The 20,559-nt window shown below is 60.7% G+C and carries 17 protein-coding genes; 15 read left to right on the top strand and 2 right to left on the bottom strand.

Annotated elements, in window-relative coordinates; all coding sequences use genetic code 11:
- From C5L13_RS14230 to C5L13_RS14205, 6 genes are all read left to right on the top strand, one after another.
- Positions 1 to 1,743: an ABC transporter ATP-binding protein gene (locus C5L13_RS14230; RefSeq protein WP_170117268.1), complete on the top strand. Its 1,743-nt coding sequence runs from the start codon at positions 1 to 3 to the stop codon at positions 1,741 to 1,743.
- The gene (locus tag C5L13_RS14225; protein ID WP_105383933.1) at positions 1,740 to 2,951 is read left to right on the top strand and encodes a mandelate racemase/muconate lactonizing enzyme family protein; all 1,212 of its coding nucleotides are present in this window, start codon (positions 1,740 to 1,742) and stop codon (positions 2,949 to 2,951) included. Before C5L13_RS14230 ends, C5L13_RS14225 begins: the two co-directional genes overlap by 4 nt.
- Before the next feature lie 14 nt (positions 2,952 to 2,965).
- On the top strand, positions 2,966 to 4,153 hold the full coding sequence (locus C5L13_RS14220; protein WP_105383932.1) for a galactarate dehydratase: 1,188 nt from the start codon (positions 2,966 to 2,968) through the stop codon (positions 4,151 to 4,153).
- Complete coding sequence (locus C5L13_RS14215) at positions 4,140 to 5,012, top strand: aldose epimerase family protein (RefSeq protein ID WP_105383931.1); 873 nt, start codon at positions 4,140 to 4,142, stop codon at positions 5,010 to 5,012. The genes C5L13_RS14220 and C5L13_RS14215 overlap by 14 nt, the downstream gene beginning before the upstream one ends.
- 156 nt (positions 5,013 to 5,168) lie before the next feature.
- Positions 5,169 to 6,230 (top strand): AI-2E family transporter, encoded by a 1,062-nt coding sequence (locus tag C5L13_RS14210; RefSeq protein ID WP_105383930.1) that lies wholly within the window; start codon positions 5,169 to 5,171, stop codon positions 6,228 to 6,230.
- A 137-nt stretch (positions 6,231 to 6,367) separates the two neighbouring features.
- The gene (locus C5L13_RS14205; RefSeq protein WP_105383929.1) at positions 6,368 to 6,793 is read left to right on the top strand and encodes a CBS domain-containing protein; all 426 of its coding nucleotides are present in this window, start codon (positions 6,368 to 6,370) and stop codon (positions 6,791 to 6,793) included.
- A 96-nt stretch (positions 6,794 to 6,889) separates the two neighbouring features.
- Here the strand turns inward: C5L13_RS14205 and C5L13_RS14200 are convergent, their stop codons facing one another.
- Entirely contained in the window at positions 6,890 to 8,299 is a 1,410-nt protein-coding gene (locus C5L13_RS14200) for a helix-turn-helix domain-containing protein (protein ID WP_105383928.1), read from the bottom strand.
- A gap of 117 nt (positions 8,300 to 8,416) precedes the next feature.
- On the opposite strand from C5L13_RS14200, the gene C5L13_RS14195 reads away from it, so the two are divergent.
- The 6 genes from C5L13_RS14195 (at position 8,417) to scpA (ending at position 16,253) form a co-directional block, all read left to right on the top strand.
- A complete protein-coding gene (locus tag C5L13_RS14195; protein ID WP_105383927.1) occupies positions 8,417 to 9,949 on the top strand; it encodes an acyl-CoA carboxylase subunit beta in 1,533 nt (510 codons plus the stop codon).
- 89 nt (positions 9,950 to 10,038) lie between these two features.
- Positions 10,039 to 10,944, top strand: a complete 906-nt coding sequence (gene yghU / locus C5L13_RS14190; RefSeq protein WP_105383926.1) for a glutathione-dependent disulfide-bond oxidoreductase — start codon at positions 10,039 to 10,041, stop codon at positions 10,942 to 10,944.
- Between the two features lie 10 nt (positions 10,945 to 10,954).
- The gene (locus C5L13_RS14185) at positions 10,955 to 11,332 is read left to right on the top strand and encodes a hypothetical protein (protein WP_105383925.1); all 378 of its coding nucleotides are present in this window, start codon (positions 10,955 to 10,957) and stop codon (positions 11,330 to 11,332) included.
- A 37-nt stretch (positions 11,333 to 11,369) separates the two neighbouring features.
- Complete coding sequence (locus C5L13_RS14180; RefSeq protein WP_105383924.1) at positions 11,370 to 13,373, top strand: acetyl-CoA carboxylase biotin carboxylase subunit; 2,004 nt, start codon at positions 11,370 to 11,372, stop codon at positions 13,371 to 13,373.
- Positions 13,370 to 13,963 carry a hypothetical protein gene (locus tag C5L13_RS14175; RefSeq protein WP_105383923.1) on the top strand — a complete coding sequence of 198 codons (594 nt, stop codon included), beginning with the start codon at positions 13,370 to 13,372 and terminating at the stop codon, positions 13,961 to 13,963. The genes C5L13_RS14180 and C5L13_RS14175 overlap by 4 nt, the downstream gene beginning before the upstream one ends.
- A gap of 124 nt (positions 13,964 to 14,087) precedes the next feature.
- Positions 14,088 to 16,253 carry a methylmalonyl-CoA mutase gene (scpA, locus tag C5L13_RS14170; protein WP_105383922.1) on the top strand — a complete coding sequence of 722 codons (2,166 nt, stop codon included), beginning with the start codon at positions 14,088 to 14,090 and terminating at the stop codon, positions 16,251 to 16,253.
- On the opposite strand, the gene C5L13_RS14165 is transcribed toward scpA, so the two are convergent.
- A complete protein-coding gene (locus C5L13_RS14165) occupies positions 16,250 to 17,182 on the bottom strand; it encodes a sugar-binding transcriptional regulator (RefSeq protein WP_105383921.1) in 933 nt (310 codons plus the stop codon). The two genes, scpA and C5L13_RS14165, sit on opposite strands and share 4 nt — an antisense overlap.
- A 147-nt stretch (positions 17,183 to 17,329) precedes the next feature.
- Here C5L13_RS14165 and C5L13_RS14160 point away from each other — a divergent pair, with 147 nt between their 5' ends.
- From C5L13_RS14160 to C5L13_RS14150, 3 genes are read left to right on the top strand one after another with little or no spacing between them, the layout of a single operon-like run.
- Positions 17,330 to 18,655, top strand: coding sequence for an extracellular solute-binding protein (locus C5L13_RS14160; RefSeq protein ID WP_105383920.1), 1,326 nt, complete (start codon positions 17,330 to 17,332; stop codon positions 18,653 to 18,655).
- Positions 18,642 to 19,631 carry an ABC transporter permease gene (locus C5L13_RS14155; RefSeq protein ID WP_105383919.1) on the top strand — a complete coding sequence of 330 codons (990 nt, stop codon included), beginning with the start codon at positions 18,642 to 18,644 and terminating at the stop codon, positions 19,629 to 19,631. Before C5L13_RS14160 ends, C5L13_RS14155 begins: the two co-directional genes overlap by 14 nt.
- A gap of 2 nt (positions 19,632 to 19,633) precedes the next feature.
- Positions 19,634 to 20,554 carry an ABC transporter permease subunit gene (locus C5L13_RS14150; RefSeq protein ID WP_105383918.1) on the top strand — a complete coding sequence of 307 codons (921 nt, stop codon included), beginning with the start codon at positions 19,634 to 19,636 and terminating at the stop codon, positions 20,552 to 20,554.
- Positions 20,555 to 20,559: the final 5 nt, after the last annotated feature.

Genomic DNA, 20,559 nt, shown 5'->3' with positions numbered 1-20,559 from the left:
ATGACCGATATCCTGTCCATCGCACCCCGCCCTTCAATGACAGCCAATAAGCCGCTGCTTGAGGTCCGCAATCTGGTGACGGAATTTCCGCTCCGAACCGGCATCTTCCGAGCGGTCGACGACCTCTCCTTTTCCATAGAACCCGGTAAGACGCTCTGCGTCGTCGGCGAAAGCGGTTCCGGAAAGTCGGTGACCGCCCGCTCGATCCTGCAGATCATCGATTCCCCCGGTCGTATCGCGTCGGGATCGATCCTGCTTCACCAGCCGGACGGCACCTCGCTCGATCTTGCCAAACTCGATCCGCGCGGCCGGGCGATCCGCTCTGTCCGCGGACGCGACATCGCCATGATCTTCCAGGAGCCGATGTCCTCGCTTTCTCCGGTGCATACGGTGGGAGACCAGATTACCGAGGCTCTCCGTCTGCACCTCAGGATGGGCAAGGCGGAGGCGAGGGCGGAAGCGATCTCGCTGCTGCGCCAGGTGGAAATCCCCAATCCCGAAAAAGCGATCGACCGCTATGCATTCCAGTATTCAGGCGGCATGCGGCAACGCGCGATGATCGCCATGGCGCTGGCCTGCAAGCCGCAGCTGCTCATTGCCGACGAACCGACCACCGCGCTTGACGTGACCACCCAGGCGGAAATCCTCGACCTGATCTCGCGGTTGCAGAAGGCGCATGGCATGGCCGTGCTGTTCATCACCCACGACATGGGGGTCGTTGCTCAGATTGCCGATGATGTTCTCGTCATGCATCACGGCGTCGCGAAGGAATACGGGCCGGTGGAACAAATCTTCCATTCGCCCCAGGATCCCTATACGCGCATGTTGATCGGTTCCGTTCTGAAGCTGGAGCAGAAGGCCGAGATCCGGCTTGCGCGGCCGCCGCTCGATACCACCGCCGCCCCGCTTCTCGACATTCGCAATCTGTCCATGCACTTCGGCGATATGAAGGCGCTGGATGACGTCTCGATCTCCCTGCTTCCGGGCGAAACGCTCGGCATCGTCGGGGAAAGCGGCTCGGGCAAGACCACCATGGGCCGGTCGATCATGCGGCTCTACGATCCCACCGCCGGTGAAATGCACTACCGCCGCGCCGATGGCACGGTCCTGGACCTCGCGAAAATCGGCGGCGGCGAGCTGAAGGCCGCAAGGCGGGAACTGCGCATGGTCTTTCAGGATCCGTTCGGATCGCTCAATCCGCGGATGACCGTCTCCCAGGTCATCGGCGAGCCGCTGCTCGTCAATGGTATAGCAAGGGGCAAGAATCTGGACGAGCGCGTCTGCCACCTGATGGAGCAGGTCGGCCTCGATCCGACCACACGCGAGCGTTACCCGCATGCCTTTTCCGGCGGCCAGCGCCAGCGTATCGGCATCGCCCGCGCGATCACGCTCAATCCGCGCATCATCGTGGCCGACGAGGCGACGTCGGCGCTCGACGTTTCGGTGCGCTTCCAGGTCCTCGATCTCCTGATGCGGCTGCAGGATGAACTCGGCCTCGCCTACATCTTCATCAGCCACGACATCGGCGTCATCCGCTACATGTGTGATCGCGTCGGCGTCATGTATCGCGGTAAGCTCGTCGAGGTGGGCGAGGCGGACAAGGTCTGCAATGCCCCCGATCATCCCTATACGCAGGCGCTCATCTCGGCCATTCCACGGCCGGACCCGCGTGATCGTGACCACTCCAGACGGTTCCGCTACACCGAACCGGGCACTGTGAAAAACGGAAGTTCTGCGCGATGAAGATCACAGGAATCCGAACCTTTCTGATGCAGGCTGGTGCGCCGGATGTCGGCAAGCGTCAGACGGCGCCGCTCTCCAAGGCGGAGCAGCCCTTTGCCGGGACCCGCAACTGGCTGTTCCTGAAGATCGAAACGGACGAGGGCATTACCGGCGTCGGAGAATGCTCCGGTTGGCCGCGTGTCGTCGAGACAGCCATCAAGGACCTGACACCGCTTTTGATCGGCGAGGATCCTGTTCATACAGAGAAGATCTGGCAGAAGATGGCGGTTGCCATGATGGGCCATGGCATGCTCGGCACGGTCGGCGGTGGCGCCATGACGGGGATCGACATGGCGTTGTGGGACATCAAGGGCAAGTCGCTTGGCGTTCCCGTATGGATGTTGCTCGGCGGTAAACTCCGTGACCGCATACCGATCTATTCGCATGCCAATACGGCCGAACTCGCCCTCAAGCTCAAGGACCGGGGTATCAAGACGATCAAATGCGGTGGGGTCGCCGACCCCGTACGCAAGGTCGCGATGTTGCGCGAGGCGGTCGGCGACGACATGGATATCGCCATCGACCTGCATGGTCCGCCCTGGCTGACGCCAGCCGATGCCTGCCGTCTGGTTCGGGCGCTGGAGCCCTATGAGCTTTTCTGGGTCGAGGACCCGATCGCGCCTGAAAACGTCGATGGGTATCGACGCATCCGCGACGCCGCGCATATTCCGCTCGCCGCAGGCGAGCGAATGGCCACGATCTTCGGCGAGCGGCAGCTGATCGAAGAGGAGCTGGTGGACATTATCCAGCCGGATACGGGGCGGGCGGGCGGCATCACCCAGATGAAGAAGATCGCCGCCATGGCGGAAGCCCATCACATTCAGATGGCGCCGCATTCCGGCTCGCTCGGGCCCGTTGCCGAATATGCGGCATTGCACCTCCTGGCTTCCATTCCAAACGCACTGATGCTCGAACGTCTGGATGACGATTGGGAAGGGCGCAAGCACACGATCGTCCCGCATCCGATACAACAGGATGGATCGATCGCGGTGCCGGATGCGCCAGGCCTCGGATGCGACATTGACGAGGAATTCGTCGCGCGCTTCCCGAGCGAAGGCAATTTGGCAATCCCTGTGACGGAAAGCTCGGGATCCTACAATCCCGGCACCTATGGCGAACATCTATATGTGCAGACACGCCTTTCCCGCCGTTCTTATTTCAATCCGTAAGGAAGCTTAAGACAATGAAAATCGACCGCATGCGGGTTTTCATGACCCGCGACAAGGATCGCCCGCGCGTCATCGTTGCTCTCGACACCGATGATGGCCTGACGGGTTGGGGCGAGTGCTATAACCATGGTCCGGACAAGGCGCTGCCGCCGCTACTCGACTACCTCTACGGCTTCATTGCCGGACAGGATCCGACGCGGGTGGACTTCCTCGTCAATCTGATGATCCAGCAGAGCCGCTTTCCGCCCGGGGCAATGGGGCTGGCGGCAATTTCCGGGTTGGATCATTGCCTCTGGGATCTTGCCGCCAAGGCCGCCGGTGTGCCGGTCTATAAGCTGCTTGGCGGCGAGGTGCGCGACCGTGTCAAGGTCTATGCCGGCGTCTACACGGCGCCCGACGCGCCGGCGGCGAAGGAGGAGCTGGACAGGCTGAACGAGGGTTGGGGCTTCACCGCCTTCAAGCTCAGCCCTTGGCGCATCGACATGCATGCCAACCGCTGGGGCAATGTCGTCAAGGCCTCCGCCGACTATTTCCGCTCGCTGCGGGAAACGATCCGGGATGACTACGAGATTGCCTTCGATGCGCATGCGAAGATCTACGAGCCCGCAGCCGCCCGCCAGCTCGGCAACGCGCTGGCTCCCTATGATCCGCTCTTCTTCGAAGAGCCGCTCCGGCCGGAAAACATTGAAGCCTGGGGTGATCTGAAGCAGGGGCTGAACTGCACCCTCGCCACCGGCGAGTCGCTCTACAGCCGCTACGAATTCCTGCGGCTCCTGCAGGTAAAGGGCGCCGATCTGATCCAGCCGGATATCTGCGTCGTCGGTGGATTGTCGGAGATGCGGCGGATTGCAACGCTGGCGGAAGCCTTTTACGTAGGCGTGGCCCCGCACAATCCGATGGGCCCGCTCGCTACTGCCGTCAACGTGCATTTCTCGGCGGCGCAGCAGAACTTCAAGATTCTCGAATACCGACTGCCGACCGGTCAGGCTTACGTCTACGGTGGAACCGAGGTTGAGAAACGGGAAGACACGACCCGCTATGTTGTCGATCCTTACCTGCCCAAGGACGGCTATCTCGAGCTGAGGCCGGATCGTCCGGGTTGGGGCGTCGAGATGGACGAAAAGGCCATGCAGGAGGACGGCTACATCCATTGGCAGCGGCGTGTGCCGAAGCGGCCGGACGGATCCTATGCCTTCGCCTGATTGGTTCAAAATCCGAAGCGGGCCGATCGAGGCCCGCTTCCTGCCTAAAAACGGCGGGCGGATGACGCATCTCGTCCATGACCGGCTCGGCAATATCCTGGTGCCCACGGCAAGCGCGGAATTCGATCCGCTGAACTGGCCGAAGGCCGGCGCCTACCCGCTCTTTCCCTATCACAACCGGCTGATCGGCGCAGCCTTCGAGCATGAGGGAAAGCGCTATGAGGTGCTGCCGCATCCCTCGCTCGTGCCGGATGCTCAACATGGCCCCGCTCATCGTCGGCCATGGCATGTCGTATCCCACAAAAGCGACAGCATCGAACTCGATGTCGACTATGCTGCCAATGCCGACTGGCCTTTCAATTTCCGCGCTGTTCAGCGCTTTACCCTTACCGCTGATCGCTTGGACGTCGAATTGTCTCTTGCGAACACCGGTCAAACTTCCATGCCCGGCGGCTTCGGCTGGCACCCTTATTTCGCAGCCGATTTCAAGCAGGCCGCATTAACAGATGCCGGAAAGATCTGGCCCGTCGGCTCAACGGGTATTCCCGTCGGCGCGCCGCCAGTACAACGCGAAGATAGGCTCCTCCCGGATGAGGGCTTCACCATCTTCCTTTCAAAATGGCACCATGCCACGGCTGCCTTGAACGATGGAGCCCGCATCATCCTGACTGCCAGCCCGGCGCTGCCGCATCTCGTGGTGCATCGCATGCCTGCGTATCTCTGCATGGAACCGGTGTCGCATGTCGCGGGCGTTTTCGGTTTTCCTCCGGAATTGCAAACCGCCGCCGGCCTTTTTGTCCTGCAGCCGGGAGAGGAGCGGTCTGCAGGGCTGTCCATCGAGATCACCGCCGCCGGTTGATCCGCCGCGGCCGTTTCGTGCATCAGGCGGTTGTGGGACGACCTGTCGTGCACAAGGGTGACCGCTCGCGGTTGCAGGAATTCCGGATCAGCCGCATGTGCGTAAAGATATCTGTGCTACGATCCGGCACGGACTATCCGAAACGGAAGAGATTGCATGCCTGTCCAGCGTATCAGTTTCTATGTGCTCCTCGTGTTTGTGAGCATGGCTTTCATCGCCGTTGTACTGCCTTTCTATTCCGCGATATTCTGGGCTGTGGTCCTGGCGATCATCTTCTTCCCGCTTCATGCGAAACTGGAGGCGGGACTGGGAGGGCGTCATCCGAATATCGCGGCGGGGCTTTCCGTTCTGGTCTGCCTTTGCCTCGTCATCATACCCGGCCTGATCATCCTCAGTTCCCTCATTCAGCAGGGCAACAGTCTTTACCAACGGATCGACAACGGCGAGATCGACGTCCGGCGGCTTCTCCAGCAGCTTCAAGACGCGCTGCCCGTGTTCCTGCAGGACCGGATCCGGACGTTGGAGCTCACGGGTTTCGCTGAATTGCGGGATCGGGTATCCGGCGCCCTCATGCAGGGTGGCAGCTTTTTTGCCGGCCGTGCCCTGAGCCTCGGGCAGAACACGTTGCAATTCTTCGTCGCTTTCGGTGTTATGCTGTACCTGCTGTTCTTCCTGTTTCGGGATGGCCGTTCGCTGGCCCGCGACGTCCGAACCGCGCTGCCGTTGAGCGACGCGCATACGCGGCGGTTCAGCGCCAAATTCACTTCGGTGATCCGGGCGACCGTTCGGGGCAATGTCATCATCGCGCTGATCCAGGGGTCGATCGGCGGTGTCGCCTTCTGGGCGCTGGGGGTCGAACCTGCATTGCTCTGGGGCGTGCTGATGAGCTTCCTGTCCCTGCTTCCGGCCGTCGGCGCCGCTTTGGTCTGGATACCGACGGCCATTTACCTCGCTCTCGCGGGGTTTTGGCTCAAGGCTGTCATTCTAGTAGCGATCGGAGTGCTGGTCATCGGTCTGGTCGACAATCTTCTGCGGCCGCCCTTGGTGGGGAAGGAGACCAAGCTGCCGGACTATGTCGTGCTGATTTCCACCGTCGGCGGTATTTCGCTGATCGGGATCAACGGTTTCGTCATCGGGCCGCTGATTGCAGCTCTGTTCATCGCAGCCTGGGGCATCCTCGTGGAAGAGCAGCGCCAATCGAGCGCCGAGGACAGTTGACCCGAAAATACGGCCGGCTTGGCCGGGAACAGTAGGCCTGCTCCCAAGTTCGGTGGGTCACGGACGCGCTTTGGCGGAGGCAGGTCAACAGCGCTGTCCGAGGTTCGTGGATCTCACCGGAAGCAGGAGGAAGAACGATGAAAGTTTCAGATATCATGTCCCGCGACGTCAAGATCGCCAGCCCGCAGCACACGATCGCGGAGGTGGCGAAGCTCATGGCCGACGAACAGATCGGCTTCATGCCCGTAGGCGAGGGCGACCGCTTGGTGGGCACCATCACCGACCGCGATCTGGTGGTGCGCGGCCTTGCCGATGGTCTCGGTGGTGATGCCAAGGTGCGTGAGGTGATGACGCAGGATGTCAAATATTGCTTCGAGGACGAGGATATAGATGACGTCGCCCAGAACATGGGCCGGGTACAGGTGCGCCGTCTTCCGGTCGTTAACCGCGACAAGCGCCTTACTGGCATCGTCTCGCTCGGTGATGCCGCTCTGGTCGAGGCTGCCGCCGCCGGCGCCAGTCTGAAGGATGTTGCCCGTCCGGGCGGACAGCACGCCCAATGACATAAAATCGGATACTCGAAACACCGCCCGACCGGTGCTCTGAGCTTTTTGATGGAAGTAGGTTTGCTCCCCCGCGGGAGCCTCAAACTCTGGCAACTACCAGAGTTTGTAGGGCGTGGTTTCGCGCATGTTGTGGTCCACCGAGATTTTGCGGCGGAAGGGTGGCACGGCTCGGCTTGTGCAGTTCGGCCGCTCGCAGATGCGGCAGGATATACCGATCGAGTCGAAACCCCCGCGATCCGTGAGATTCAGTCCGTCGGCATAGACGAAGGCTTCCGCGTAGGAGATCTCGCAGCCAAGCGCCAGCGCAAAAACCGGCTGGTGCGTTCTGAAGCCGCCGATGCCCTTGCTCACCTGCATGGCAAGACAAAGATAGCGTACCCCGTCCGGCGTTTCGGCAAGCTGGCGGATGATGCGTCCCGGCGTTTCGAAGGCCTGATGCGCGTTCCAGAGCGGACAGGCTGCGCCGAAGCGTGCGAATTGCAGTTTGGTCGCGCTGTGCCGCTTGGTGATGTTGCCGGCGCGGTCGATCCGGGCGAAGAACATCGGTACACCCTTGAGGCCGGGGCGCTGAAGGGTGGAAAGCCGGTGGCAGACCTGCTCCAGCGACGCGCCGAAGCGTGCCGCCAAAAGCTCGATATCGTGCCGAAGCTCCCGCGCCGCCTTCAGGAAGGCCTGATAAGGCATCAAAAGCGCGCCGGCAAAATAATTGTGAAGGCCGATGCGGCAGATGTCCACCGCTTCCTCGGTCCTGAAACCGGCATTGCGGGCGATCGTGTCGGCAAGCGCGCCGGCATGAAGCTGGGCAATCTCCACCGCCGTCTGAAAGACCCGCGTATGCGCAGGCGCATAAGGGTTCAAGGTCAGCACGCGGGAAGCGGGTTCGTATTGCCGGATAGCGTGGGTCGCCATCGGCCCGAGCACGACACGCACGCCGAACTGCTTTTCTAGGTAAGCCGTCAAAATTGGGTGGCTGTCCGCGGTCGGCAGGCCGAGGTCGTGTGCCAGCTTCTCCGCGGCCGTGTCGAGATCATGGAGGTAATTGTCGACGAAATGAAAGAAATCCCGCACCTCGTCATAGGATGTGGTTTCGGCTGCCGCCGACCGCCCCAGCCTGTCGTCCATGCTGGCGAGCTGCTCGCCGTTGCGGCGGTAGGCCTGATGGCAGGTGATCAGCGCATGCGCCAGTCCTGGCGCGTTCTGGGTCACCAGCTTCAGCTCCTGAAGGCTTGGCGCATACGCCTCGAACAGCGGGTCGGACAGCGCCTCGGCGAGCGCCGAGAGGAGCCGGTCCGTTTCCCCTGTCGACAGTTCGGCAATGTCGAGCTGGAACTTGTCGGCGAGTGCCAGAAGCACGGTCGCCGAAACCGGTCGCTGATTGTTCTCGATCTGGTTCAGATAGCTGGTTGAGATGCCGATGCGCTCGGCGAACTGGCTCTGGGTCGCATTGCTCGCGGCCCGCAATTCCCTTACCTTCCGGCCGATGAAGAGCTTTCCGATCGCCATGTTCGCAAATTCGCAATTTGAGGTTTGCGATTTTATAATTTCACAAACGCACGTGTTCAATGGTTTTCTCAAGCACGGCGACGGAATAAGAAAAAATCGAAGCATCCGGGAGTGATCATGCGCGCAGTTTTGGGTGAGGTTGAGAGACGTCGGGCGGAGGCACGGCTCGGCGGGGGCGAAAGACGTATCGAGGCACAGCATGCCAAGGGCAAGCTGACGGCGCGCGAGCGCATCGAAGTGCTACTCGACGAAGGCTCCTTCGAGGAGTTCGACATGTATGTCACTCACCGCGCGGTGGATTTCGGCATGGCCGAGCAGAAGGTCGCGGGCGACGGCGTCGTCACCGGCTGGGGCACGATCAACGGCCGCCAGGTTTATGTCTTTTCCCAGGATTTTACCGTGCTCGGGGGCTCCCTCTCGGAAACGCATGCGCAGAAGATCTGCAAGATCATGGATATGGCGGTGCGTGTCGGGGCGCCGGTGATCGGCCTCAATGATTCCGGCGGCGCCCGTATCCAGGAAGGGGTTTCTTCGCTAGCCGGCTACGCGGAAGTATTCCGCCGAAATGCTGAGGCGTCGGGCGTCATCCCGCAGGTTTCGGTCATCATGGGCCCCTGTGCCGGCGGTGCTGTTTATTCGCCGGCCATGACCGACTTTATTTTCATGGTGCGCGATAGTTCCTACATGTTCGTCACCGGCCCTGATGTGGTGAAGACCGTCACCAACGAGATCGTCACTGCGGAAGAACTTGGCGGGGCCGGTACCCATACGAAGAAATCGTCGGTCGCCGATGCCGCCTTCGAAAACGACATCGAAGCCCTGGAAGCGGTGCGGCAGCTCTTCGATTTCCTGCCGCTCAACAACCGCGAGAAGCCACCTGTTCGTCCCTTCCACGATGATCCTGCCCGCATCGAAGACCGGCTGGACAGTCTCATTCCCGATAGCGCCGCCAAGCCTTACGACATGAAGGAACTGATCCTGGCGGTTGCCGACGAGGGCGATTTCTTCGAGATCCAGGAGGCCTTTGCCCGCAACATCATCACCGGCTTCATCCGTATCGAGGGCCAGACGGTCGGCGTCGTCGCCAACCAGCCGATGGTGCTTGCCGGCTGCCTGGATATCGACAGTTCGCGCAAGGCGGCTCGTTTCGTGCGCTTCTGCGATGCTTTCTCGATCCCGATCCTGACCCTGGTCGACGTGCCGGGTTTCCTGCCCGGCGTGGCGCAGGAATATGGCGGTGTCATCAAGCACGGCGCCAAGTTGCTGTTCGCCTATTCGGAAGCCACCGTTCCGATGGTGACGCTGATCACCCGCAAGGCCTATGGCGGCGCTTATGACGTGATGGCGTCCAAGCATATCGGTGCCGACATCAACTATGCCTGGCCGACCGCCGAGATTGCGGTGATGGGAGCGAAAGGCGCGACCGAAATCCTCTACCGCTCCGAGCTTTCCGACCCGGAGAAGATTGGCGCGCGCACGAAGGAATACGAGGAACGATTTGCAAACCCCTTCGTGGCCGCCGAACGCGGCTTCATAGACGAGGTGATCATGCCGCATTCGTCTCGCCGCCGCATCGCCCGGGCCTTTGCCTCGCTGCGCAACAAGCAGGTCGCGACGCACTGGAAAAAGCACGACACAATCCCGCTTTGAAGGGCGGCAAAGCGCTCAGACAGTGCCTATATTGACCGCGTAGCGCTCGCCGAATGCGAGGCCCGTCAGAGAAACAAGGATAGATTTTGATGACCGAAAAATCACCCGCCGACAATTTCCCCGCCGGCTACGAGCCTTCGAAGGTATGGACCTGGGAACAGGGCAATGGCGGCGCGTTCGCCAATATCAACCGTCCGATCGCCGGCCCGACACACGAAAAGGTCCTGCCGGTCGGGAAGCACCCGTTGCAGCTTTATTCGCTCGGCACCCCGAACGGCGTAAAAGTCACGATCATGCTCGAGGAATTGCTGGCTGCCGGCCACACCGGCGCCGAATACGATGCCTGGCTGATCAGGATCGGGGAGGGCGACCAGTTTGGCTCCGGCTTTGTCGAGGTCAATCCCAATTCCAAGATTCCGGCGCTGCTGGATCGCGCGCCGAAGGGCGGCGCCGAGCCGCTGCGTGTCTTCGAGTCCGCCTCCATCCTCGTCTATCTGGCGGAAAAATTCGGCGCCTTCCTGCCGACCGACCTCAAAGCACGCACCGAAACCTTCAACTGGCTTTTCTGGCAGATGGGTTCAGCACCCTTCCTTGGCGGCGGTTTTGGCCACTTCTACGCCTACGCGCCGATGAAGATCAAATACGCGATCGACCGCTATGCGATGGAGGTGAAACGTCAGCTCGACGTGCTTGACCGGCATCTCGCCGACAACAAGTTCATGGCCGGGAACGAATATACGATCGCCGACATGGCTATCTGGCCCTGGTATGGAAATTTGGCGCTCGGACAGGCTTATGGTGATGCCGGCACCTTCCTCGACGTGCAGACCTACAGGAACGTCCAGCGCTGGACGGCAGAGATCGCCGCTCGACCGGCAGTGAAGCGGGGCCGAATGGTCAACCGCACATCGGGTGATCCGTCCGAACAACTGCATGAACGCCACGATGCCTCCGACTTCGAAACGAAGACGCAGGACAAGATCGCGATAGCCTGAGGAGAGCGGAATGGCCAACCTGCCCGACATGACGAAACACCGGGGCTTCCCGTCCGGCATGCCCGGCACTGGCATCCAGTTCACCATCCGCCGCGCCAATCCGAAAGGGGTGACGCCGGTCAAGGCTTTGCCCCGCCGTGCCCGCCCCGGCACGGCGGAACACCGGGTCGATGCCGCCTTCCTGCATGCGCTCTGGCACCATTTCGGCCCGGAACCCTTCGAGCGTGGCAATCTCGACGCTGCCCGCCTCAACCTTCTGTTCGGCCGCGAAGTGGTGGCGGTGGAGAAGGATTTCGATCCGCTATCCTATGAAGCTCTGCTCCAGATCAACGAGAAGGTCGCGCGCCAGAGTTTTCCGGAATCCTTCGAAGATGTGTTCGAGGTGTGATGATGGTTAGCCTTCCTACAAAAGAACGGGACGCTTGATGTTCAATAAGATCCTTATTGCCAATCGCGGCGAGATCGCGTGCCGGGTCATCAAGACGGCAAGGAAGATGGGCATCAAGACGGTGGCCGTCTATTCGGATGCCGATCGCGATGCGCTGCATGTGCGGATGGCCGACGAGGCGATGCATATCGGTCCGGCGCCTTCGTCTCAGTCCTATATCGTCATCGACAACATCCTTGCGGCCATCAGGCAGACCGGCGCCGATGCCGTGCATCCGGGCTATGGGTTCCTCTCGGAAAACCCGGCCTTTGCGGAAGCTCTGGAAAAGGCGGGCATTGCCTTCATCGGTCCGCCTGTCGGCGCCATCCGGGCGATGGGCGACAAGATCACCTCGAAAAAACTGGCAGCCGAAGCAGGCGTTTCCACAGTGCCTGGCCATATGGGCCTGATCGGGGATGCCGACGAGGCCGTGAGGATTGCCTCTTCCATCGGTTATCCTGTCATGATCAAGGCGTCGGCGGGCGGCGGCGGCAAGGGCATGCGTATCGCCTGGAACGACATCGAGGCACGAGAAGGTTTTCAGTCCTCGAAAAACGAGGCGAAGAGTTCCTTCGGCGACGATCGCATCTTCATCGAGAAATTCGTCACCGAGCCACGCCATATCGAAATCCAGGTGCTCGGCGACAAACACGGCAACGTACTCTATCTTGGCGAGCGCGAATGCTCGATCCAGCGGCGTAACCAGAAGGTCATCGAGGAGGCGCCATCGCCATTTCTCGACGAGGCGACCCGGCGGGCGATGGGCGAACAGGCCGTGGCGCTTTCAGAGGCGGTCGGTTATTTCTCCGCTGGCACGGTTGAGTTCATTGTCGACGGCAGCCGCAATTTCTATTTCCTCGAGATGAACACCCGGTTGCAGGTGGAGCATCCGGTCACCGAATTGATCACGGGCATCGATCTTGTCGAGCAGATGATCCGGGTTGCCGCCGGCGAGAAGCTCTCGTTCGGGCAGGATGACATCAAGCTGAACGGCTGGGCGATCGAAAGCCGGCTATATGCCGAGGACCCCTATCGCAGCTTCCTGCCCTCGATCGGGCGGCTGAGTCGTTACCGCCCGCCTCGGGAAGGTAAGCAGGAAAACGGCACCGTGGTCCGTAACGACACCGGCGTGTTCGAAGGCGGTGAAATTTCCATGTATTACGATCCGATGATCGCCAAGCTCTGCACCTGGGCGCCGGATCGGTTGAAGGCGCTCGATGCCATGGGCGCCGCGCTCGATGATTTCGAGGTGGAGGGCATAGGCCATAACCTGCCCTTCCTCTCGGCGGTTATGGGGCAGGAGCGTTTTCGCTCCGGCCGGCTGACAACCGCCTACATCGCCGAAGAGTTTCCGGAAGGATTTTCCGGTGTCTTGCCGGATGAAGCGGTGGCCCGGAAACTTGTCGCCGTCGCTGTCCTTGTCAATCAGGTTCTTCAGCAGCGCGCCGTCGAGATTTCCGGCACGATAGGCAATCATCGCCGCGTGGTCGGCAGGGAATGGGTGGCGACGCTGGCCGGCTTTGAAGAGGCCGTCACACTCGAAACCAACACCGATGGCACATCCGTAATCTTCGCCGATGCTACGCGAATGTCGGTTGCGAGCGGCTGGTCGCCGGGACAGAGCCACGCGGTCTTCCACCTCGACGGCGAGGGCATGGGGATAAAGGTAAACCTTGTCGGATCGGCAATCCGGTTGCGCTGGCGCGGTATGGATGTGACGGTGCGTGTCCGTTCACCGCGCGTTGCGGAGCTTGCCCGCCTGATGCCGAAGAAAGCTCCGCCGGACACTTCGAAAATGCTGCTTTGCCCCATGCCTGGCGTCATTACCTCGGTAGTGGTGAAGGCCGGCGATCAGATCGAAGCCGGTCAGACGCTCGCCACCGTCGAAGCGATGAAGATGGAGAACGTCCTGAAGGCTGAGCGGAAAGGTGTCGTGAAACGCGTTGCAGCGACCACGGGACAGAGTCTGGCGGTGGACGAGCTGATTCTGGAATTTGAATGATGAAGCCGCTGCTCACGACCGCCCGTTCCATTGGCTGGCGCCTTGTCGCCGGCGCCGTCGTGCTTTGTGCGGCGGCCTCGCTTGCGTCAGCAAAAGAACCGCGGGTTGAACTGCATCGGAAGTGGGTGGAAGAAAAGGACGCGGAGGGCTTTTATCCGGCGACATCCACGAAGGGACATTTCTCCATTCGGTCGCCAATCCCTTTCAACGACTACACAATTATCGCCGATGATCCGACTGTCGGCCAGCTGGTGCTGCATGGCATGGGCAGCAAGAGCACCGACGGTTATGAATTCGGCGCCATCGAAACGGAAATGAACGAGAAGACGAAATCACCGGATCTCGTCGCGGTGGTTCACGATACCGCAGCGAAATTGGGAGGAACGGTTCCACCGTTAAAGGTTGAAAAGAGTGGCGATGAAGAGTTTGTCTTCGCTGCCGTCGCTGGTCCCAGCAGAAGCGCCTTCATGCGGGTCTCCAAGACGCCGCAGAGCGTATTTACGGTCGTTTGCGAATATCCGACGGATCAACGGGAGATCGCCGAAGACCTTTGTGGCGGCTACCTCGCGAGCTTCCGCCTTTCGCGGTGATCGATCTTGAGAAATTCCGCGCAGAGGCGGGTTCTCACGGTTGCAAGCAATCCTAGTTATAGGCCTAGTTTTAGGCAAAGAGCGCGACGATGCGCATGTTTCAATCACATGCCGGGAGGAATCGGTGCCGAAAAAAAATGTCGAAGCGGTTGAGGCCCCAAGGGCGGTAAAAGACTGGGAGGCGTTGGCCGAGAAGGAGCTGAAAGCTTCGCCGGAAACGCTCGTCTGGCACACGCCCGAAGGCATCGACGTCAAGCCGCTCTACTCTGCCGAAGATCTTCAGGGCGTGAATCATCTGGACTCGCTGCCGGGCTTCAAACCGTTCGTGCGTGGGCCCCGTGCCACCATGTATGCCGGAAGGCCTTGGACCATTCGCCAATATGCCGGCTTCTCGACGGCCGAAGCCTCCAATGCCTTCTATCGCCGCAACCTCGCCGCTGGCCAGAAGGGTCTGTCGGTGGCCTTCGATCTTGCCACCCATCGTGGCTATGATTCCGATCATCCGCGCGTCGAGGGCGATGTCGGCAAGGCAGGGGTGGCGATCGATAGCGTCGAGGATATGAAGATCCTGTTCGACGGCATCCCGCTGAAGGACATGTCTGTCTCCATGACCATGAACGGTGCGGTCATCCCGATCCTCGCCTCCTTCATCGTTGCCGGCGAGGAGCAGGGCTGTTCGCGGGCCGAGCTTTCCGGAACCATCCAGAACGACATCCTGAAGGAGTTCATGGTCCGCAACACCTACATTTATCCGCCCGAGCCTTCCATGCGGATCGTCGCCGATATCATTGAATTCACGGCGAAGGAAATGCCGCGTTTCAATTCGATTTCCATATCCGGCTATCACATGCAGGAGGCGGGTGCGACGCTCGTCCAGGAACTCGCCTTCACGCTGGCCGACGGCCGCGAATATGTCCGGGCGGCACTTGCCAAGGGCCTCAGCGTTGATGAGTTTGCCGGCCGGCTGTCCTTCTTCTTCGCGATCGGCATGAATTTCTTCATGGAAGCTGCCAAGTTGCGCGCCGCCCGCCTGCTCTGGTCGCGGATCATGGAGGAATTCAAGCCGCAAAAGTCCTCGTCGCTGATGCTGCGCACCCATTGCCAGACGTCGGGCGTCTCGCTGCAGGAGCAGGATCCTTATAACAACGTCATTCGTACGGCCTATGAGGCTCTCTCGGCCGTTCTCGGTGGCACGCAGTCGCTGCACACCAATGCGCTGGACGAGGCAATGGCGCTTCCGACGGATTTTTCTGCCCGCATCGCCCGCAATACCCAGCTCATCCTGCAGCACGAGACCGGCATCACCAAGGTCGTCGATCCGCTGGCCGGCTCCTACTATGTCGAAAGCCTGACCAATGAACTGGCGGAAAAGGCCTGGGCTTTGATCGAGGAGGTAGAGGCCATGGGGGGCATGACGAAAGCTGTCGCCGAAGGTCTGCCGAAGCGGCTGATCGAGGAGGCTGCCACCCGGCGCCAGGCTGCGGTCGACCGCGGCGAGGAGATCATCGTCGGCGTCAACAAATACCGGCTGGAGAACGAAGACGAACTGGACATCCTGGCGATCGACAACACTGCGGTCCGCAAGGCGCAGATCAAGCGGCTGGAAGAGGTGCGCCGCCAGCGCGATCCCAAGCGCGTGGCGGCGGCGCTGGCCGTCTTGGAAGAGGCCGCTGAGACCGGGGAGGGAAACCTGCTGGAAGTAGCGATCGAAGCCGCCCGCGCCCGGGCTACCGTCGGCGAAATCTCCGATGCGATGCGTCAAGCCTTCGGTGGTCACTTGGCTGTGCCGGAGGTCGTCAGCGATATCTACGGACCCGCTTATGCGGACGATCCGGAATATAAGACAATCGTTTCGCGTCTTGGCAGCTATTCCCAGACGCTCGGCGCCAGACCGAAGGTCATGGTTGCCAAGCTCGGTCAGGACGGCCACGACCGCGGCGCCAAGGTGATCGCCTCGGCCTTCGGGGACATCGGTTTCGACGTGTTTGCCGGTCCGCTCTTCCAGACGCCTGAAGAGGCAGCCAATCTCGCGATCAAGGAAAAGGTGCAGGTGGTCGGCATGTCGTCGCTTGCCGCCGGTCACAGGACGCTGGCGCCGCAGCTCGTCAACGCGCTGAAACAAAACGGCGCCGAAAATATCATCGTCGTCGTCGGAGGTGTCGTCCCTCGGCAGGATTACGATTACCTCATGGAGCACGGCGTCGCGGCGGTTTTCGGCCCGGGCACCAATGTTCTCGATGCCGCCAACTCCATCCTCGACCTGCTCGAAGGCAAGCGGCGCAATATCTAGGCAAGGATCGCGCGGGCGCTGTCGGCATCGGTGATCAGCACGTTGGCAAGGCCGCTTTGTGCCACCGCATGAAGAATCGTGTGCTTGTGTGCGCCTCCGGAGGCGACGATGCGGCAGCCGATGCGACGGAAGTCATCCAGTTCCGGCGATAGCACCTGCCGGTTCAGTGGGTGGTCGATTTCTTGTCCTGAGGCGTTGAGATACCGGCCCATAAGATCGCCCACCGCGCCGGCCTTCTGAAGGATTTCCTCGCTCGTGCCTTCGGGCAGACCGTAGCGCACCTGCAGCGATTGCTGCGATACGTCGCCGACGCTTAAGTAGGCCACGTCCACCTCGCAGATCTGCCTGAAAGTCCTCTGAAAGACCGTCTGGGATATGATGGCGTCGCGTGATTCGGGGCTTTCCGCATAAATCGGCGCTGCGAAATAGCGGCATTGGGCGCTCATCACCTGGGCGAAACCGCGGACGATTTCGAATGTGTTGATTTCAGAGCCGTGGGTAAGGCCGCCCATCATCGAGCGCACCTTGATCTGCGGTTCGTTGAGCGACGGCATGTGCTGGATCGTCTCGCGGAGCGTCGAGCCCCAGCCGATGCCGATTGACGCCGGCTTCTGCGTCTGGATCAGCCGGCCGAGGAAGCCGGCGGCGCCCCGTCCGAGCACGGAATGCAGGAGAGCCGTCTCGGTCGGGGTCGGAACCACGACCGCGTCCCTGAGCGCAAAGCGCTTGCGCAGCTTCACCTCCAGCTCGACGCTTTCCGAGAGCGCGGAATCGAAACTGATCCGCACCACGCCCGTTTCCAGCGCTTCCGACAGGATTTCGTTTACCCGCCGCCGTGTGATGTTCATCCGCTCGGCGATCTGCTGCTGGGTAAGTCCCTCCACGTGGTAGAGCCAGGCAGCCCGCACCATCAATTCACGATGTTCCATATCCCCATCACCCGCTTGTACAAACGTCACAACGATGTAACATATGTAACGTAACCCGTGCATGTCATGGCTAACCCAGACTGATGGAGATGGCCAGAACCGAAACAAGGCGGGTCATGAGAAAGACCCGGTAGAAGGATCCGAAACATGGCTTCGACATATATGAAATCGGTTGCCGGCCTGCTTGCCGCCGGTGCGTTGCTGATGGGCGCGGCCGGTGCTTCAGCGGCGGAACGCGTCAAGATCGAATGGTGGTACGCCATTTCCGGCAAGCTTGGCGAAACCGTGCAGCAGTTGATCTCCGACTTCAACAAGTCGCAGGACAAGTACGAGGTTGTCGGCACGTTCAAGGGCAATTACGAAGAGACGATGGCGGCCATGGTCGCCGCCTACCGCGTCAACCAGCAGCCGGCTATCCTTCAGTCGGCGGAGCGCGGCTTCATGACCATGCTGAAATCCAGCGCCATTATCCCGGCGGATGAATTGATGGCCAAGCAGGGCTATAAGATCGACTGGAGCGATTTCGTAAAGCCGGTGGCAGGTTTTTACATTGTCAACGGCAAGCCGGCGGCACTGCCTTTCAACTCCTCGACGCCGATCCTCTGGTACAATGCCGATGCCTTCAAGGCCGCTGGCTTTGACGCGCCCGCCGATACCTGGCAGGGGCTTGAAAAGCAGCTCTATGCGCTGAAGGAAAAGAAGGTCACCGACTGCCCCATGGCATTGCCGGGCGACTTCCAGTGGAGCCTGATCGAGAATTATTCGGCCATCAACGATCAGCCTTTCGGCACCAAAGCCAACGGCTATGGCGGCCTTGACACCGAATTCGTCTACAACAAGACTTCCGTCGTCGGGCAGGTCGCGCGACTGAAGAAGTGGATCGATGACGGCGTGCTGAAGATCGCCGGTCAGGGCGTGGCGCCGATCAGCCTCTACACCTCGGGCACCTGCGCCTCGATCATCAATTCCACAGCCAGCCATTCGGCCGTCGAGGCGGATGCCAAGTTCAAGTGGAGCGCCGCGGTCATGCCGCATGAGGAAGGCGTCCAGCCGAAGAACAGCACGATCGGCGGCGCCGCCCTTTGGGCGATCAAGGGCAAGCCGGAAGAGGTTCAGGCAGGTGTTGCCGCCTTCTTCAACTATGTTGCTCAACCCAACGTGCAGGAATGGTGGAGCAAGGCGACCGGTTATGTTCCGGTGACCAACGCCGCCTATGCGAAGATTAAGCAGGAAGGTTATTTCAAGGATCACCCGACCCGTGAGATTGCTATCGAGCAGCTCTCCCGCGGCGAGCCGACCGACAATTCCCGTGGCTTCCGCTTCGGCAACCACAATCAGTCGACCGCGATCCTGCTTGAGGAAATGCAGGCTGTCTGGACCGGCAAGAAGACTCCGCAGGAAGCGCTCGACAGCTCCGTCAAGCGCGGCAACGAAATCCTGCGCCAGTACGAGAAACTCCATGCCGGCAAGTGATGCCATGAGGCTGAACGTGGGCGCGGCGACGCGCCCTCGTTTCCCGTTGCGGCTCAAGCTGGGTTCGCTCGTCGGGTCGTCGGAAACTGGGTTGAAGGCCTCGCATTTCCGGCGGCCCTGGTTGGCAGCGGGTCTTCTTGCCCCGCAGCTCCTCATCCTGCTCTTTTTCTTTTTCATTCCCACCTGGAAGGCGCTTTCGCTCGCTTTCGTGCAGGTGGATCCCTTCGGGGCGACGATGATCTTCGTCGGCCTTGATAATTTCACCATGCTGTTTTCGAGCCCGGAATACCGCGACAGCGCGGTGCTGACCTTATGGTTCACCACGGTCCAATGCTTCGTGACGCTCTTTGTCGCCGGCCTCTTCGCGTTTGCCACCGATCAGGTGATGCGCGGCCGGGCGATCTACAAAGGCGTCATCCTCTTACCCTATGCCATCGCGCCGGCGATTTCCGGGGTGCTCTGGGCGTTTCTCTTCAACCCGACCGTCGGGCCGCTGGCCCAGATGCTGCACGAGCTCGGATATGCCTGGGATCCGAACCGCCGCCCGTCCGATGCGCTTCTTCTGGTCTCGGTGGCGGCAATCTGGAAACATGTCTGTTACGACTACATCTTCCTCGTCGCGGCCTTTCTCGCGGTGCCAGCCTCCGTCATCGAGGCAGGCGCAATCGACGGCGCAGGGCCTATTCGGCGTTTCCTGACGATCACGCTGCCGATGGCCGCGCCGACGATCTTCTTCCTGATCGTCATGAATTTCGTTTACGGTCTCTTCGAGACCTTCGGTATCATCGACGTCATTACCCATGGCGGCCCGGCCGGCAGCACCAACACGCTGGTCTACAAGGTCTACCAGGACGGATTCCGCCAGCTCGATCTCGGCTCTTCCGCCGCCCAATCCGTGGTGCTGATGGCGATTGCCGTCCTCTTCACGGTCCTGCAGTTCCGCGCCGTCGAGCGTAAAGTCAACTATCAGGTGTGACCATGGTCGAACGGCATATCTGGCTTTCCCTGTTCTGCCATGTGGTGCTTCTGATCGGCGCCGCCGTCGTCTGCCTGCCACTCTACTTCGCCTTTGTCGCCGGTTCGCTCACAGTCAGTGAGGTGCAGCAGGTACCGTTCCCGCTGGTGCCGGGCGACCATTTCGTCGAAAACACGGTTTCGGCGTGGAAGGAAGGCGATTTCGGGCGACTCTACCTCAATTCGATTATCGTCACGGTCGGCATCGTCGTCGGCAAGCTGGCTGTCTCTGTCATTGCCGGTTTTGCAGTCACCTATTTCCGCTTTCCTTTCCGCATGACGGCTTTCTGGCTGATCTTCATCTCGCTGATGCTGCCGGTCGAAGTGCGTATCATCCCGACCTATGAGGCTGTGGCGGATGCTGGAGGGCCGCTTCGTTCCTTCTTCGGAGCGATTGGCTTGACCGGTTTCCTCGCCAGCACGACCGGCTATCAACTCGAAGCGGCCCTGCAGTGGAACATGATCAACACCTATGGCGGCCTCATCCTGCCCCTGATCGCCTCGGCATCCGCGACCTTTCTGTTTCGCCAATTCTTCCTGACCGTCCCGGACGAACTCTGCGAGGCGGCCAAGCTCGATGGTGCAGGTCCTTTGAAATTCTTCCGCGACGTGCTGCTGCCGCTATCCAGCTCCAATATCGCGGCGCTGTCGATCATCCTCTTCCTCTATGGCTGGAACCAGTATCTGTGGCCTCTGCTCTTCACCACTGAAAAGGAGATGTACACTGCGATGATCGGACTGAAGGATCTGATCCCCGTGGCCGATGCCCAGCCAGCCTGGCACCTGGCAATGGCGGCTTCCTTTTTCGTTATGGCGCCCCCTGCGCTCGTCATTCTCCTGATGCAACGGTGGTTCACCAGGGGCCTGGTGGATTCCAGCAAATAAGAGGT

The organism is Neorhizobium alkalisoli, from assembly GCF_002968635.1.
Classification (GTDB): Bacteria; Pseudomonadota; Alphaproteobacteria; order Rhizobiales; family Rhizobiaceae; genus Neorhizobium; species Neorhizobium alkalisoli.
Note: the sequence above shows the minus strand (reverse complement) of the source record. Positions and strands in the feature narration are given on the sequence as shown.